The 17,171-nt window shown below is 39.2% G+C and carries 18 protein-coding genes; 17 read left to right on the forward strand and 1 reads right to left on the reverse strand.

Annotation, left to right across the window (positions count from 1 at the left end):
• Positions 1-39: 39 nt before the first annotated feature.
• Genes OK025_RS16155 through OK025_RS16170 form a run of 4 tightly spaced genes read left to right on the forward strand, consistent with a single transcriptional unit; the run spans position 40 to position 2,953 of the window.
• The gene (locus OK025_RS16155; RefSeq protein ID WP_159727732.1) at positions 40-1,281 is read left to right on the forward strand and encodes a glycine betaine/L-proline ABC transporter ATP-binding protein; all 1,242 of its coding nucleotides are present in this window, start codon (positions 40-42) and stop codon (positions 1,279-1,281) included.
• A 2-nt stretch (positions 1,282-1,283) separates the two neighbouring features.
• On the forward strand, positions 1,284-1,634 hold the full coding sequence (locus tag OK025_RS16160) for a hypothetical protein (RefSeq protein WP_317665297.1): 351 nt from the start codon (positions 1,284-1,286) through the stop codon (positions 1,632-1,634).
• Entirely contained in the window at positions 1,528-2,112 is a 585-nt protein-coding gene (locus tag OK025_RS16165) for an ABC transporter permease (RefSeq protein ID WP_317665299.1), read from the forward strand. Before OK025_RS16160 ends, OK025_RS16165 begins: the two co-directional genes overlap by 107 nt.
• 1 nt (position 2,113) lies before the next feature.
• Positions 2,114-2,953 (forward strand): glycine betaine ABC transporter substrate-binding protein, encoded by an 840-nt coding sequence (locus OK025_RS16170; protein WP_317665301.1) that lies wholly within the window; start codon positions 2,114-2,116, stop codon positions 2,951-2,953.
• Positions 2,954-3,021: 68 nt separating this feature from the next.
• On the opposite strand, the gene OK025_RS16175 is transcribed toward OK025_RS16170, so the two are convergent.
• Positions 3,022-3,282, reverse strand: a complete 261-nt coding sequence (locus OK025_RS16175; RefSeq protein WP_317665303.1) for a hypothetical protein — start codon at positions 3,280-3,282, stop codon at positions 3,022-3,024.
• 184 nt (positions 3,283-3,466) lie between these two features.
• Between OK025_RS16175 and OK025_RS16180 the strand changes: the two genes are divergently transcribed.
• From OK025_RS16180 to OK025_RS16240, 13 genes are all read left to right on the forward strand, one after another.
• Entirely contained in the window at positions 3,467-4,453 is a 987-nt protein-coding gene (locus OK025_RS16180) for an AraC family transcriptional regulator (protein ID WP_317665305.1), read from the forward strand.
• Positions 4,454-4,613: 160 nt separating this feature from the next.
• A complete protein-coding gene (locus OK025_RS16185) occupies positions 4,614-5,438 on the forward strand; it encodes a siderophore-interacting protein (protein WP_317665308.1) in 825 nt (274 codons plus the stop codon).
• A gap of 15 nt (positions 5,439-5,453) precedes the next feature.
• Positions 5,454-6,803 carry an MATE family efflux transporter gene (locus tag OK025_RS16190; RefSeq protein ID WP_317665310.1) on the forward strand — a complete coding sequence of 450 codons (1,350 nt, stop codon included), beginning with the start codon at positions 5,454-5,456 and terminating at the stop codon, positions 6,801-6,803.
• 247 nt (positions 6,804-7,050) lie between these two features.
• A complete protein-coding gene (locus OK025_RS16195) occupies positions 7,051-7,815 on the forward strand; it encodes a response regulator transcription factor (RefSeq protein ID WP_235032803.1) in 765 nt (254 codons plus the stop codon).
• Positions 7,816-7,825: 10 nt separating this feature from the next.
• Complete coding sequence (locus tag OK025_RS16200) at positions 7,826-9,184, forward strand: ATP-binding protein (protein ID WP_317665314.1); 1,359 nt, start codon at positions 7,826-7,828, stop codon at positions 9,182-9,184.
• Between the two features lie 124 nt (positions 9,185-9,308).
• Complete coding sequence (locus OK025_RS16205; protein WP_317665316.1) at positions 9,309-9,791, forward strand: hypothetical protein; 483 nt, start codon at positions 9,309-9,311, stop codon at positions 9,789-9,791.
• 69 nt (positions 9,792-9,860) lie between these two features.
• Positions 9,861-10,862 carry an ABC transporter transmembrane domain-containing protein gene (locus OK025_RS16210; protein WP_317665318.1) on the forward strand — a complete coding sequence of 334 codons (1,002 nt, stop codon included), beginning with the start codon at positions 9,861-9,863 and terminating at the stop codon, positions 10,860-10,862.
• Entirely contained in the window at positions 10,852-12,213 is a 1,362-nt protein-coding gene (locus tag OK025_RS16215) for an HlyD family secretion protein (RefSeq protein ID WP_317665320.1), read from the forward strand. Before OK025_RS16210 ends, OK025_RS16215 begins: the two co-directional genes overlap by 11 nt.
• Positions 12,214-12,220: 7 nt before the next feature.
• Entirely contained in the window at positions 12,221-13,651 is a 1,431-nt protein-coding gene (locus OK025_RS16220; RefSeq protein WP_317665322.1) for a TolC family protein, read from the forward strand.
• A 129-nt stretch (positions 13,652-13,780) separates the two neighbouring features.
• A complete protein-coding gene (locus OK025_RS16225; protein ID WP_286898217.1) occupies positions 13,781-14,299 on the forward strand; it encodes a hypothetical protein in 519 nt (172 codons plus the stop codon).
• The gene (locus OK025_RS16230; protein ID WP_248932018.1) at positions 14,286-14,786 is read left to right on the forward strand and encodes a hypothetical protein; all 501 of its coding nucleotides are present in this window, start codon (positions 14,286-14,288) and stop codon (positions 14,784-14,786) included. The genes OK025_RS16225 and OK025_RS16230 overlap by 14 nt, the downstream gene beginning before the upstream one ends.
• Positions 14,770-15,519: a YoaK family protein gene (locus OK025_RS16235; protein ID WP_286898213.1), complete on the forward strand. Its 750-nt coding sequence runs from the start codon at positions 14,770-14,772 to the stop codon at positions 15,517-15,519. Before OK025_RS16230 ends, OK025_RS16235 begins: the two co-directional genes overlap by 17 nt.
• Positions 15,520-15,683: 164 nt before the next feature.
• Positions 15,684-17,147, forward strand: a complete 1,464-nt coding sequence (locus tag OK025_RS16240; protein WP_317665328.1) for a glycoside hydrolase family 76 protein — start codon at positions 15,684-15,686, stop codon at positions 17,145-17,147.
• Positions 17,148-17,171 lie beyond the last annotated feature (24 nt).

Here is a 17,171-nt window from a genome sequence, read left to right on the forward strand (position 1 = left end):
ATGCTCTTTTTGTTTACTTATGTTAAAAAAAATTAAAGAATGGATAAAACTAGCAAGGTAAAAGTAAAAGTTGAAGACTTGGTACTTGTTTTCGGAAAACAGAAGAAGCAAGCTTTGAAATTACTAAATGAGGGTTTCTCCAAAAAGGAAATCTTGGCAAAGACAGATTGCACGATCGGAATCAACAAAGCTAATTTTGAAATCTTCGAGGGTGAATTTTTTGTAATAATGGGACTATCGGGCAGTGGTAAATCTACCCTGCTCCGTTGTCTTAATCGATTGAACGAACCTACATCCGGAAAGGTATTTATCAATGGAGAGGATATTACAGGGAAAAATAATAAAGATCTTCTTGAAGTCCGTAGGACAGAAATGAGTATGGTCTTTCAGAAGTTTGGTCTGTTGCCACATCACACCGTATTGAGCAATGCCGCTTTTGGTTTAGAACTAAGAGGAGAAGAACGGGAAAAACGGGAATCCAAGGCTCAGAAAGCACTTGATGTAGTAGGACTGAGTGGATTTGAGCAACAGTTACCGTCTCAGTTATCTGGTGGTATGCAACAGCGGGTTGGACTGGCTCGGGCGCTTGCCAATGATCCCGAAGTATTACTGATGGATGAGGCATTTTCTGCACTAGATCCGCTGATTAAAACAGAAATGCAAGATCAGTTATTGGAGCTGCAGGATAATTTACAGAAAACGATCGTTTTTATTACCCATGATCTTGATGAAGCAATCAAATTGGGCGATCGTATTGCTATTATGAAAGATGGTGTCATCGAACAGATCGGTACCGCGGAAGATATCTTGACAAATCCAGCAAGTGACTATGTTAAAGCCTTCGTCGAAAAAGTGGATCGTAAGTCTATCATTTCGGCAGGTTCACTGATGTTTGAGAAACCTACTGTTGTACGTTTCAAAAAAGATGGCCCTGAGGGGGCTCTACGGAAAATGCGGTCGACAGGAATTGAAATTCTCCCTGTAGTTGATGCTCATGAGACTTTTCTTGGTTTTGTTCACATGAGTGAAGTCATTCAATCTGCAAAGCGTAGGGAACCTACCGTAGAATCCATTATACATACTACCGTTCCAACCGTATCAAAAGAGGTGACCGTTGAAGAAATGTTGCCCCTGATATCGGAGATCCGGTCGCCAATCGCTGTGGTGAATGAACATAATCGTTTGTTGGGGATCGTAACACAGACATCGTTGATTATCGAAGCGACAAAGTATAATGAAGAAGAAATTATTGAATTAAAAGAGAAAGCAAATAATCAGTAGAAATGAATAAAGTAATCGATATAGGACAATACATCGCTGTAGCCGTCAATTGGCTGACAGATCATTTAGAACCATTTTTTAACTTGATAAAAAATACGGGGAATGCATCCATTATTGGACTGGAATGGGTGCTAACAACGATACCTTTTTTTTATTATCATCGCATTATTTACAGGTTTAGCCTGGTGGAAATCTGGGAAAGGGGTTGCATTGACAACGTTGGTGGGATTAACATTGATCTATCTGATGGGATTTTGGATTGCAACGATGGAGACTTTGGCCCTGGTTTTGGTCGCTACACTGACAGCATTGGTTATATCAGTTCCTTTGGGCGTGTGGGCCGCGAAGAATAAACTAGCAGCGAAAATCATTCGGCCCTTACTTGACTTGATGCAGACGATGCCTGCCTTTGTTTACTTGATTCCAGCGGTGTTATTTTTTAGTATCGGTAAAGTCCCGGGAGCTTTTGCTACCATTATTTTCGCCATGCCACCTGCCGTCCGTTTGACGACTTTAGGGATTGATGCGGTTCCAAAAGATATCGTGGAAGCTGCACGTTCATTTGGAGCAACCAATAGTCAGATCTTATTTAAAGTAGAGCTGCCCTTGGCTACAAAAACAATCTTAGCAGGGATCAATCAGACCATATTACTGTCTTTATCGATGGTTGTTATTGCTGGAATGATTGCTGCTGGTGGCTTGGGAGAAAAAGTGCTTGAAGGTATTAACAACTTGGATATTGGTCTTGGTTTTGAAAGTGGTTTGTCCGTTGTGATTCTCGCTATTATTTTGGATCGAATCACGCAGGGCTTTGTAAAAAAGAAAGCATAATATGAGGAAAATAAAAAGTATGGTGTTGTGTCTGATGGTGTTGTTGCTTGCTTCATGCAGCACAGGCCGGAATAAAAATATTATTCATATCGGTATGGTCGATGGCTGGGCCGAAGGAGTCGCAATGACCGAGGTCGCAAAAGTTATTATGGAAGAAAAGGGGTATCATGTCGTTATCCAACGCGCTACACCAGATATGATCTTAGCCTCGATGAACAATGGTGATACAGATCTATATATGGATGTCTGGCTGCCATTGACCCATGGAAGTAAAGTGGCTAAATTCCCCAATATTGAAGAGCTTGGAACGAGTTATAACCATGCGCGAAATGGACTTGTTGTACCGGATTACGTAACAATTGATGGAATTGAAGGGTTGAAAAAACATGAAAAAGAGTTTGATAAACGGATCATTGGAATAGAAAAAGGGGCTGGAATAACACGTGCCGTGGATCAGGTGATCAAAGATTATAGCCTCGATTATAAGCATGTAAATTCATCTACCGTAGCTATGATCACGGAATTGCAAAATGCGATCAAAGCAAAACGTTGGATTGTGGTAGCTGGTTGGCAGCCGCATTGGATGTTTGCTAAAATGAAATTGAAGTTTTTGGATGACCCCAAAAAGACATTGGGTGATGCCGAGCAAATTAAAATTTTTGCACGGGGAGACTTTAACATTGAGCAGCCTGAGCTAGCCCGATTTTTCTCCAAAGTCTATTTTGATGAATCAACAATGGCTGATTTGTTGTCACAAATGCAGGGAAGCCAGGACAAAGCATTTACGGCAAAAGAATGGGTGAAGAAACATAACGATCTCGTGAAGGGCTGGTTATTGTAAACTGAGGTGATTAAATAGTTATGTCACCGCAGTACACTAAACGGCATAACATAAGGAGGGCATTGTCATTATGACAATGCCCTTAAATATTTACGGGCCAGTTGGATTTGTTGTTGTTGTATGCTGGATAAAGGATATCTGCTATCATCAATCCATGTGTCGAGCCCCTTTGGAAATTCCCAGGCGAAATCTAAGACTTTCGCTTTTTCTGCAGCTAAAATAATGTCATGTTTCGTTGCATGTGGATTGGCAATCTTGATGTTATTATAAATGCTATCCTGGATGAGTGGAAAGTTTTCTGCCATATCCTGATTTCTATTTGTATCCATAGTGAAATATTTTTAAAATAATTAAGAATGATTCTAAATAATTTTATACTTTAGTCAAAGATAGCAGTCATTCTATTGTTATGGGGTCTGCTTAAAGGAGTAAAATGTCCGTCGAAGGGAATATTTCTACTAAGATTTATTGCTAATGTGCGTAAGACTATTTGAATCCTAAAAGGAATTAAAAATGGCACTAAGATTATATGATATTGATTCACCCAGTTTATTATTGGAGCGGACTTACCCAAGTACCTGCTTTTCCGTCGACACGGGAATTTATGAATCTGTCACACATTTGGATACTACTTTTGGAAAAGGTTTTTACAAGGAGGTTTTCTTCGACGGTATTCATATTGGTTACGGTCATGCACAGTTATTTAAACGGATGCGGTTTCGTTTTGAAAGTGATTTTGAAACGGTTGAAATGCACTTTGCCTTAAAAGGCAATAGTCGGGCGAGTGGCGAAATGATGCCCTTAGGTGTAAATTTTGAGACCTACCAGCATAATATTATTTACGGAAATTCAATGTGTGGTCAAATGGAGTGGGGGAATCAGGAGTTTCAGATATGTGAAATAAATTTATCGCCCGAATTTTTTAAAAGGTTCCTGCCCGAAGATGCTAAATTCTTTGCAGATTTTCGGAATGCCATTGACCGTGGTAAATCGGGGTTGCTGACCAATATGCATAGACGGATTACCCACGATATGTATCAAATTATCAACGAGATAATTAATTGTCAACGAAAGGGAATTTTTAAGAAAATTTTCCTGGAAGCAAAGATTATGGAGCTCTTGCTTCTTCAATTGGAACAGTTTCAGGAAGAGGATTCTGTAGCAGTTTCGTTAAAAAAAGCCGACATCGATAAGATATATGCCGTTCGTGAGTTTCTTCTAAAAAATATGGACACCAATAGTACCTTGGTCAATCTTGCGCATCTGGTGGGTACCAATGAATTCACATTGAAAAAAGGTTTTAAGGAACTCTTTGGTACGACTGTTTTTGGTTTTTGGCATGACGCAAAAATGGAACATGCCAAGAAACTGATCTTAGATGAAGATCGAACAATCGGTGAAGTTTCTGATTTGGTCGGTTACAAAAATCAACGCCATTTTTCGGACGCCTTTAAACGTAAATTTGGAATCCCACCGAGTAAGCTAAAAAATACCTTGTGATGTGGAATAGCTTTTTTCACACTTTACGGACCTTTTATTCCTTCTTACGGAAGTTTTAATAGCGCATGAATCGGGTTTGATAAAAGTCGAATAATTACCTTTGTTTAGAAAGATTCTTAATAGAAATCTTTTGATCAAATATGTATGTAATTAGAAAATCATGGGAAAAACTGAAATGAAAGTAATACAGCTCGCCCTGACTGTAAGTAGAAAAGAATACCTGACGCCACATTATATTCGTGTTTATTTGACTGGTGATGGTGTAGATCAAATCGCTAATACGACCGTCGGAGTCAATAACAAGATCTTGATTCCGCCAAAGCATGTAGATCGCATTTATTTTCCAGAATTTGATTATGAACGAGGGCAGTGGAAGCCGATGGATGAAGCGATTAGGCCAACAGTTCGAACTTATACACATCGCGGTATCAACCTTGATAGAAATGAGGTATGGATTGATTTCGTTGCCCATGGTGATGAGGGGCCAGCTTCCGCTTGGGCTATGGCTGCAAAACCTGGCGATGCGCTCGGGATTCTGATGAAAGCAGGTAAGACGTCCCTATATGAAGTTGCGGCGAACTATCTCCTAGTTGGGGATGCAACTGCAATTCCTGTTCTGGGAGCAATCTTAGAAGATTTGCCACCTTCGGCAAAGGGAATCTGTATGATTGAAGTACATGGTAGCGAAGATATACAGCAATTGAAGACTAAGGCTGCTATTGATTTTATCTGGTTACATAATGATACGCCACAGGAAGGTAGCCTTTTGGCGGATTTGGTGAAGATCAGATCCTTGCCCCTAAAGGATAAATTTGCTTATGTCGCTGCTGAATTTTCGACAGTTAAGGAGATTCGCAATTATTTGCGTAAGGATCTCGGTTGGGGAAGAGAAGAGCTTTATGCTTATTCGTATTGGAAAGCTGGAGTTGCTGAAGATAAATCTGCTACTGATCGCCGTAGTGAGAGTGAAGAAATCCAGGCCTAACGTTTACGATAGGTTATGGAGAAACAGAAACAACTGATCTTACGTGGCAAGTTAAGTAGGGTGATGTGGCAGATGTCGTGGCCTGCCGTGATTGCAATGGTCCTGTATGGTCTGAACAATTTTCTGGATGGTATTTTTGTTGGTCATCTGATTAACAATACAGCGTTGGCAGCAGTCGGTGTAACCTATCCTTTGGCCCAATTTGCGCAAGGTTTTGGTACCCTGATCGGAACAGGTATGGGGGCGGCAATCAGTATTTGGATAGGTGGGGATCAACAGGAGAAATTACATAGGTCATTTGGTACGGTGCATTTTTTGACGATTATTTTCTCTCTTATAATTACGCTCCCTTGCTATGTATTTGCCGACAAATTGGTCTACATGATGGGCGGTCGAGGTGAGATATTGGCTCTTGGGGTGGATTACTTTCGGGCAACCATATTGGGTAGTTTTTTCTGGATTTATGGCCTGGCACTCAACATGATTATTCGTGCAGAGGGTCGTATGAAAACTGCAGCCTGGATGATTGCAATAGGATTGCTTGTTGATGTCTTACTTAAACCGGTTTTTATAGAACACTTTGGTTGGGGTGTTTCAGGAGCAGCTTGGGCAACCAATATATCGATGATCATCTACACATTTTTAGGTGTATGGTATTACGCTGGGGGAAAGGCTTCGTTCAAAACAAAGTTTTGGTCTTTATCTTGGGATTTATCGATTTTAAAAGAAACGTTTTCGTTAGGAATGCCCGGGTTTGTCATGATGGTCATGATTGTAATCCAGAATATTGTTGTCTTCAACGCATTGGCCAATTACGGAAATGATTTGGATATTACGTTTTTTACAGCGGTCAATCGGTTTTATATTTTATTAAATACTCCACTATGGGGGCTTATGCGGGCTTTGCAGCCTGTAACAGGGATGAACTATGGTGCTGGGCAGTATACGAGAAGTATCAATTCGTACCGTTTATTTGCCATTACTGGACTGCTGATTCTGCTTCCGTGCTGGTTGCTGGTGATGTTGCATCCCGTTGCTGTGATATCGATCATGATACCAGGAGCAATTTTTTCAATACAGCAGCTAATGGATTTCAGAATTTACATGAGTGTTTTATTGGTTCTTCCATTTATTTTTATGGCGATGGTGTGGTTCCCTTCTATTGATGATGCCAAACCTGCAACTTTTATAAGCATATTGCGCCAGATTGTTTTTTATATTCCTATCTTAATTATAGCGCCAAAATATTTTGGTGTACATAGCATTTACGTAGCTAGCGCGGCGATAGATTGGATTATTTTCATTATAGTCATCTATGTAGTTCGACGAAGCACGCGGAAGCTCAAATTACAGGCTGGCCCATAGCGGATATTGCATTGAAACTTATTAATACTAGGTTAAGCAATCCTTAAGATTGTATTATTAATACATGGTTGATCCTCTATTAATAGATGCTTCATTATTTTGGCGAAAATTCAAAATAATGAAGCCTAATAAACTACCTCAATTTAGGAAAACAGCGCCTTCTTTTACGATAGCACTGCAGAGACCGGTTGATTAGAATGTTCAATCGAAATGGGATTTGTGTCTCTTGAGTCAAAACGTTATTTTTATGGTTTGGATCGTAGTTCATTACAGAGAACTACACATCATGACGAATATGGAGGAGCAAAAAATTATTTTGGTTGAAGATGAGCAGGATGTTGCTGATTTGATCGTACAAGGCTTAGGCGAGGATGGCTATAGGGTCATTCATCTGGGGCGTTCGGAAGGTCTGGAACAGCTTTTGGCGAAGCAAGATGTCTCTCTTGTGCTATTGGACATTCTTTTGCCGGGAACTAACGGCTTGGATATTTGTAAGCAGATCAGACAGTGGGGGTATACCGATTTACCTGTTATGATGCTGACTGCACTTGGTACTCCGGAGAATGTGGTGCTCGGACTCGATAATGGTGCCGATGACTATCTTTCCAAGCCCTTTAAGCTAATTGAATTGAAGGCTCGGATACGTTCATTGATACGGAGGCAACAGTCTATTGTACAGGCAACACAACGTGAGTTACAGCCATCGAAAGACACATTTAGTTATGGTTTTCTAAGTATTGATGATTATAAAAAAGTAGCCTACTGTGAGGGGCAGGAACTCAATCTCACAAGTACGGAGTATCGTTTACTCTTGTTGTTTATTCAGAGCCCCAAAAAGGTGTTTGAGAGAACGGAGCTTTTGGACAAAATATGGGGAATAAATTTCGATATTGGATCAAATGTTGTCGATGTTTATGTGAATTATTTGAGAAAAAAGATTGAAAAAATAACGAGCAAAAAAGCGATCCATACGGTTATTGGTATGGGATATGTTCTAAAAATAGAAGATTGAATATTTAAAAATGCACAATTATAATCGAAAGCTTATTTATCTCATTGCAATTCTGGTTATTTATGTGAGTTGTTTTGTTGGCTTTATTTTTTATTCCGTTACAAATTTTGCTTTTACAGATTTTTATAAACGGCTGGATCTGCGGCGAAATATTGCTGCTGAAAAATTTCTGAATAGTAAATCCGCCTCCCAGGCCGATCAGTGGAGCCTTGATTTTATAGAAAATCTCAATAATCAGCATGAATTTTTGGTGGAATTTGATAGCAATGGTACTATTTTAAGAAGCCAGGGATTTCATCAAGAACTTTGGGATAAAATCAATAAAAAAGGAAGCTCAAATTTCAAGTCGGGTAATCAATTCTATTCAACTAAATATTTTTCGCAAAATGGTCGAAAGTATATTGTGGGCGCTTCCGCTGAAAATTATTTTTATACACACCATTTGGCCTACCTTCGTAATCTGCTTATTATAAGTCTGATTTTGGGGATTCTCTTTATATTCGTTGTTTCGGTTTTTATGAAACGTTCGTTCTTAAAGCCAATATTGACCATGATGAAAGAGGTGCAAAAGATTGGTTCGGAAAATCTCTATAAGCGATTGGATGAGGATAAATATAAAGGTGAGCTTCATGGTCTGGCACTCACATTTAATCGGATGTTGACGCGCTTAGAAACTTCTTTCGAAACACAAAAGAACTTTATCAGCAATGCATCACATGAGTTAAATACGCCATTGACATCCATCATAGGACAGGCCGATCTTGCTTTATCCAAAGAACGAACAACAGCGGAGTACCAACGAACATTATTTAAGATCATTGAGTCGGCAGAGCATTTGGAAAAGAAAACAAAAGCACTTTTACTGTTGGCGCGTACAGGTTTTGTGAATAATGCGACCGCATTTAGCCCCGTTCGTATTGATCAGATCGTGATGGACGCCGAGCTGACTGTTAAGGCCATCAATGATAAATTTAAGATTATCACAGATTTCAGCCTTTTACCAGATGATAGTATGCGACTTAAGGTGAATGGAAATGCAATTTTGTTACAGCTTGCGCTATCCAATATTATCAGTAATGCCTGTAAGTATTCATCCGATAGAACCGCTTATATTGCTTTAGGAGCATTGGACAATAAAGTGTTTATTCTAATAAAAGACAAAGGTATCGGAATACCCTCCCGCGAGTTGGATCATATCTACGATCCTTATTTTAGAGCGTCCAATACGAGTGGCATTGACGGCTATGGTATTGGACTTCCTTTGGCTAGAAATATTATTAAGCTGCATGGTGGTACATTGAAGGTCAATTCTGTTGTAAGTGAAGGCACTACGGTAGAAATTGAACTACCCACTTACCTTCGGTTCTAATGTAGTTTTAATTTTGATCGTATTTCTAATCTCATTTTAATCCTATTGCTCGCATTCTAATGGAAAGCTAATTTTAGATTCATTCCGTTGCCATATGTGCATTTTAACTTTGCTAAAAAAAAGCATGGCTAAAACAACGCGTATATTAATACCTAGTGATTTTACAGTTGACTCACTCCATTTTGTGCGTCAAAGTATTGAAGAGTCAATGGCTGATTCTATCGATATTATCCTTGTGTATGGCAATAAAAGCAGCACTTCTGCGAGTGAATTACTCGGAATTGGATTGGAAGATCAATTGGAAACACTTCAGCCTGAATCTTTTTTAAAAGCCTGTAGCGGAATCTATCAGCGCTATAAAAACCGTAAGCTCAGTATTTTTGCAGATATTTTGGGTACCGATAACAGTCATTATTTGCAGCATTACCTCAAAGGACAGTCTGTAAATGAGGTCATCATACCACGTGATTATACCTATAAAAAGAAAACACGCAATTTTTTTAATGTCGCTAGTGCACTCCGTAAAGTCGAGAGTCAAATTCCTTCTACAATTTCATTTAAGGAACAACCAAGTATTAGAAACAGAGAAATCGGACTAATTGAATGATCGATCGGAGTTTTTAACATTGTTTTTAGCTGAAATTCATCATTTATAACTTATCTTCTATCTATTTTTATGGGGCATATACAAGGCGGACCATCACCTTTACAACGGTTGGCCAGCTTATTACATACTGAACGAAAAACGATCAATTTTATATTTATTTATGCTATTGTCATCGGTATCTTTAGTCTGACGATTCCAATTGGAATCACAGCGATTTTCAATTTTTTAAGTAATGGAGCGATGTATAGCTCTACCTATATCTTAATTGCCTTTGTCCTGTTTGGTGTAATCGTAGCGGGTACGTTATTGATCGGTCAACTGACCTTAGTCGAGTATTTAGAGCAAAAAATCTTCTTAAAATCGGCACTTGAATTTTCTTATCGCCTCCCAAGAATAAAACCTAAAGAGTTACTTGGAAAAAATCTTGTGGAGTTGGTTAACCGATTTTTTGATGTTATCATTATTCAAAAGGGAATTATCAAACTTTTGATTGATATCATCGCTGCGGTCGTTACTATATTCTTTAGTGTGGTGCTGCTGTCCTTTTATCATCCCGCATTTTTGGCCTTTGGCCTGGTTGTCATTCTATCGGTTATCGCGGTAATTGTCTTATATTATAAAAGAGGATTAAGGACGAGTATTGAAGAGTCTGAATACAAATATGAGACAGTTGCTTATTTGGAATCTGTTGCCGGAAAAATTGACCATTATCGTGGTGATGAGATGAAAATGAATGAAGTGACAAGAACCACAGATTATATTGTCAATAAATATTTAGGGGCGAGGAACGATCATTTTAAGGTTTTAAAGCGTTTTTTTATGGGTTCTGTCCTACTTCGGACCCTGTTGTTTGGAGCGATGCTCTTGCTGGGTTCTTATTATGTTGTTGAGCGCCAAATGACTTTTGGTCAGTTTGTAGCTGCTGAAGTTGTCATCGTTCAAATTGGTTATGCCATTGAAAAACTGATGACAAATTTGAATACGATTTTTGATATGCTTACTGGCGTTGTCAAATTGGCGGCTGTAACGGATCTTGCGTTGGAGGAGGACGCTGCGGTTTATGTTGATTAATAAGGATCGTTCGACTCAGAAAACGCTCTCATGGAGAGATCTTTCCGATGATGCAGTTGGCAAGTTATTGAAAGAGCGGGGATCCCTCGTCTTGGGGCGAATTCTTGTGTTTTCTGGGATTGTTTTTGTACTAGCACTTTTTCTCCCATGGAGGCAGACAATTCCTGGAGTAGGAGCGGTTACCGCTTTACGTCCACAGGACAGACCGCAGACCATCCAAAATCAGATTGGTGGTCGCATTGAGTATTGGGCGGTTACCGAAGGGCAGGAAGTGAAGAAAGGTGATACGATTTTAGTGCTTTCGGAGACTTCTCAATCTTATTTTGATCCCATGTTACCATTGCGATTAGAAGAGCAATTGAATGCTAAACAAAACGGAGAAGACGCTGCTAATCAAAAAATGAAAGCCACTGAGGCACAGATTGACGCATTGAAAAATGGGCTTGATTTCCAGCTTGCCTCAGCTAAAAATAAGGTGATTCAAGCTCAAAATCTGGTAAAAATAGATAGCGCAGAATTGGTCGCTGTCATGAGCTTTTTTGAGACCAGTGAAAAGCGGCTTAAACGGTACGAAGAGGGCTATCGTGACGGTTTATTTTCCTTAACAGATATCGAAACAAGGCGCTTAAATCTGCAAAATGATCGAGCTAAAGTTGTAAGTGCAGATAACAAGTTGTCGAATTCAAGACAATCATTAACGAATGCCAGTATCGAATTAAACAATATCCGTGCAAAGTACAATGAATCATTGGCGAAAGCGCAGTCCGATTTAAGTTCCGCCTTTTCCTCCAAAGCCTCAGTACAAGGTGATATCGCCAAACTGAGAAATGAGATATCCAATATTGATGTACGACGTGGGTTATATGTCGTGAGGGCGCCACAAGATGGTTTTATTGTAAAAACCTTTAAGGCAGGAATTGGTGAAAATATGAAGGAAGGAGAGTCCGTTGCGACATTACAGCCTAAAAAACCACTGCTTGCCGTAGAGCTTTATGTAAACGCAATGGATGTTCCACTGATTGAGCCGGAAAGTGATGTAAGGCTACAATTTGATGGCTGGCCATCGATCCAATTTTCCGGATGGCCGTCTGTCGCAGTCGGTACCTTTGCTGGAAAAGTTTCAGTCATCGATAAAGTGAGTAGTACGAATGGCCGATTTAGGATTTTGATACGCGCAACAGATCCTGTTCCGGAAGGAGATGAGCCTTGGCCTGTTCAGTTAAATCAGGGCTCAGGTGCTTATGGAAGGGTTATTTTAAATAAAGTCCCATTATGGTATGAGATATGGCGACAGTTGAATGGCTTTCCGCCGAGTTTGGAAAGAGAACCAAAAGAAAGGGAGAAAAAGTAATTGTTATATGAATAAATTGAATTTTATTTTTATCGTGTTGTGCTTTTTTTTCTCTCCTCATCTTTCGGCTCAGGAAAAGGAATATGGAGCAAGGAATACTTTTACAGTGGATGATATGGAAGAGCTTTTAATGGCCAATCATCCCATCGTTAAACAAGTGAATCTGCTGAGTGAAACTGCAAAAGCCCAGGTAACACAGGCGTTAGGGAAGTTTGATCCGACGTTAAATTCCAGTTTTAAAAATAAGCATTTTGGCAATACGGATTATTACAATCAATGGAATAGTGAGTTGAAAATTCCACTTTGGTTAGCAGGCGCAGATCTGAAAATTGCTTATGATCGAAATGTTGGTGAGTATACAAACCCGCAATCCCGAACAAATAATGCCGGGCTTTCCGCAATCGGTTTAAGTATTCCGTTGGGGCAAGGTTTAATTGTCGATAGCAGAAGAAATACGTTGCAGCAGGCAAAGGCTATGATCAGCTACCTCGAAGGTGAAAAGATAAAACAAATAAATGCCATTTGGTTTCAGGCGCTTTCAGATTATTGGAATTGGTATTTTGCCTATCAGCAATATCAGCTTTTATTGGAGGGTGTAAAATTGGCTGATCAACGGTTTAAAGCAATCAGCGAGCAGACGATGCTGGGAGATAAACCTGTAATTGATTCCATCGAAGCTTCGGTCGTTGTAAAAGAACGGCGGATAGAACTTTCAAGGTATGAAGTTGAACTTAAAAACGCGAAAATTGTATTGTCCAATCATCTGTGGAATGACCAACAATTTCCAGTAGAACTTCCCGATCATGCCATTCCGCTTAAGCTCGAAGATCCTGTTATTTTGCCAGATAAAAGTGTGATCGAGGCACTTCTTGATTCGGCGAAAATTGCTCATCCCGAAATGATCAAGTTGGCGAGTAAAAATCAACAACTTCTATTTGAGGAACGTTATCGAAAAGAAATGCTTAAACCTAAATTCAATGTGTCAGGCACGCTCATTTCTAGCCGTCACGGTTTTAATGACTTTGTTCCACCGCAGTATGATTTTAATTGGCAGAATTATAAAGTAGGTTTTGAATTTGCTTTTCCACTTTTTATTCGCGCTGAACGTGGGAAGCTCAAAGAAGTACGGATTAAGCAAGATCAGCTACGATTTGAACAGGTTGCGACCGAGAGAAATATTTACAATGAAGTCGTTAAGAAGTATAATGATTTAAATGCTTACAGTAAACAGATTGAACTTCAATCGATCAATATAAGTAATCAGGAACTGCTTCTTAGGGGTGAATTAAATAAGTTTGAACTGGGGGAATCCACCTTATTTGTTGTTAATAGTAGGGAAAATAAGCTGATCGAAATGCGTATCAAGCAAGAGAAGCTTGTTACAGACTACAGAAAGGCACTAGCGGAATTATATTACAAAGCCGGAACTAAATTTTAATCCCATTTTAATCTGCATTTTATTTTTAATCTCATTTTAATATAAGTCCTAAAATTCTAATAGAAAGTTAATTCCAGATTCATTCGGTTGCCATGGTGACCTATTAATTTTGTATAAAAATAATTGGATATGGCAAAGGCAATGCGTGTATTGATTCCAAGTGATTTTACGATTGATTCACTTTTTTTTGTGATTCATAGTATAGAGCAATCGACAGCTGAAGCACTTGATATTATTCTTGTTTATGGTAATAAGAGCAGTACATCGATCAGCGAACTATTGGGAATCACATTGGATGACCAACTCAGTAATCTTCAATCGGAGGACTTTTTGAAGGCTTGCCAGATGATCTGTCATCGTTATGAAAATCGTAAGCTAAATATCTACACAGATATCATCGGCTCTGACAATCTCAATTATTTACAACATTATTTGCGCGGAGCTCGGATTGATGAAGTCAAAGTTCCCACAGATTATGAATTTGAAAAAAGAACACGGCATTTTTTCGACGTCGGACAGGCTTTGCTTCACTTGAGTAAAAGTAAACAGAAGAATGTATCGATCGTAGCGAGACCTGGGACAAGCAAAACAGGGGGAAATGTCTTGGCGGATTTATTTTTTAACAAGAAATGGGATGTTAACTATTAAGAGAAAAATATTGGCAAGGTTCAACTTCGTGTTGTTGTCCTTTTTGCTTTTAGGAGCTAGTTCGATGGTTATGTTTTATGAAAACCCCGAGCGGCTTTTAGAAGGGGAGTGGGAAGAGCAAGGTTGGTACTTTGAGAAAGTGGAGAAGTCTCCAACGTTCAAAAAACAGGCGGTTATCCATGAGGGAATAAAAGATGCTGCAATCGCTCACCTACCACCCTTGCAGGATGGGTTATGGCATTTTGAAAAAATGGGTGACAAAAATTTTATCGCCCATCATGAGGACAAACAATACAATTGGTTTTTGAAAGGACGAGGACATATCCTTGAGCTTCGGAAAAATGATAAGCTTATAGAGAGCTTTGTCATACAGAAATTAAATAAAAACCAATTGGTGCTGCATCTCAATTTGGATATGCAGACGAAAGGAATTGCACGTATTGTGCTGAAGAAAGGAGGAAAAGAGAAGTATGCTGAGAAAATATAGTAACCATAGGACGATTCAAGATAATATCAAATTAGGGGGAATAACTGCATTTTCTGCAGGAATGGTCAATGTCGCATCTGTCATTGTCTTTTTCTCGTTTACCTCTAATGTTACGGGATATTATGCTGTCTTTGCTCAGGAGCTAGCGAAAGGAAATTGGTATCAAGGTGCAGTAGTGCTATTTTGGATTTTACTTTTTCTAGTCGGGAGTATGCTTTCGAATCTTATCATCATTCATGGTAAAGGACGTTTTAGCTCCTATTTGACACATTCTATTCCCTTGGCATTGGAAATACTGAGTATATTATTTGTCGGGATATATCTTGATGTATTTTATGAAGATTCTTTGAAAGAAACAGAGATACTTGTCGGTGCATTGCTGTTTGCAATGGGATTACAAAATGGTTTAACAGCGAGTATATCGAATTCTGTTGTGAAAACGACACACTTGACAGGACTAACGACAGATTTAGCAATATTGATTTCGATGTTCACTAAGGAGTCCAACCGAAGCAATAAGGCGTTGGTCGACAAATTCCATTTACTGCTGAGTATCGTGGGAGCCTATGTCATGGGAGGGCTTGTGAGCGGTATTTCATTCACCTATTTATCGAATAAGACATTTTACGTGGTTTGTTTTGTTCTTTTAATCATTGGTTTGTACGACCATTACAAATTGTATCTATTAAAAAAGCAATTTGTGAATCGTCATCGTCAGCCAGTGGCAGCTTAGTTGACCGAGAAAGTTCTTGGTTAACTAAGCTAAAGGACAAATATTTTTTAATCGCATTTCAAAAAATGCGATTTTTTTTGTCTGAAAAATGCTTATCTTCAACCTCGGTTATCACGCTCTACCAAAGCGCATGAAAGACTACTTAATCAATTTAAAACCACATCATGATCAAATTCTTTTCCATCCGGCCTTTTTGGGCACTCTCTCTAATTTCTCTGTCAGTATCACCCCTCTGTGTAAAACAGGTTTGTGCGCAAGAATTGCACAACCAAAGATCAGTACATGATCAACATAAAAGCCAACAAAATCTTTTACGAGCAATTCAGTTAATTGATCGATCAATGGAAGTCTATTTTTCCGGTGACGATTTCAAAATGCATCGTTTTTATAATCCATTTACGCAGGCTAGATCGGAAGAAAAAGCGAGTGTATGGATGTACTCTGCGTCCATAGAAGCTGTAAACGCTGTGTTGAGCGGCTTGAAAAAGCAACAAAAGGCGGGTAATAACGAGTTTTACGGAAAGTATTACTCCCGCTATGTGGATTTATTGGCCAAGCTTCATGCAAATGCAGCTTATTATTTAGGGACATTTACGCTAACATCTTTTACACAACATAAAGAATGGACGGTGTATGCTGTCGATCGCGTCCGAGAAAAAGGAAAAGCAAATGTAACTGGAGTACTGAATGTCTATGATGATCAGATGTGGCTGGTCCGGGAATTCTTGGAAGCTTATCACTTGACTGGGCAAGAACGCTATTTGCAAGAAGCTGAATACCTTACTGCTTATGTGCTTGATGGTTGGGATTGTACTTTGGATGAGAAAGGGAATGAGCATGGTGGAATCCCATGGGGGCCAGGATATGTAACTAAGCATGCCTGTAGTAATGCACCGATTATTAGTCCGCTTGTTACGTTGTATGAAATCTATAAAAAGAAAGGCGATCAAATCGTCGCGCATTCCATTGATCCAAAAGATAAATTAACTCGTATTTCTAAAAAAGAGAGGAAGAGCGATTTTTACCTTCGTTATGCTAAAAGGATTTATGACTGGCAAAAGGCATATCTTCTTAACGAAAAGGGTGTTTATGCGGATATGATGGGGGATTGTTTCCCAGATTGTTCGATAGCTTATGAAACGGTCAACGGTGTACAATACCGAAAAAATACCGAGCTCAGAAAAGCAGTTGGAACAGCATTTTCCTATAACAGTGGAACGATGATTTCCGGAGCAGCCGACTTATATCGTGTGACGAAAGCAAAAAGCTATTTAGAAGATGGCAAGAAACTAGCCGATGCGACTTTTACTTATTTTGGAAAGTTAGGGCAGCAGATTCCTGAGCACTATACCTATGCGACAGATGGTTTTAATAATTGGTTTAACGGCGTATTATTAAGAGGATATACTGCTATATATCCGAATTATAGCAAAGCTGGAGTCTATGCAAAATCTTTTCAGGATAACTTGGATTATGGCTATACCCACTTCTTGAAAGATGGATTTCTGCCGAATGACTTGCTTGGAGGCTGGGCAGCTGATAAGAGTAAGAATGATTTGGAAGGAATGTTCATGTTTACATATGCAGCACAATTTGCAACATTAGCGCAAATTGAATCAACAAAATAGGTGTGCGCCCTAGACGGACACCTA

It is taken from the genome of Sphingobacterium sp. UGAL515B_05 (genome assembly GCF_033097525.1).
Taxonomy (GTDB): domain Bacteria; phylum Bacteroidota; class Bacteroidia; order Sphingobacteriales; family Sphingobacteriaceae; genus Sphingobacterium.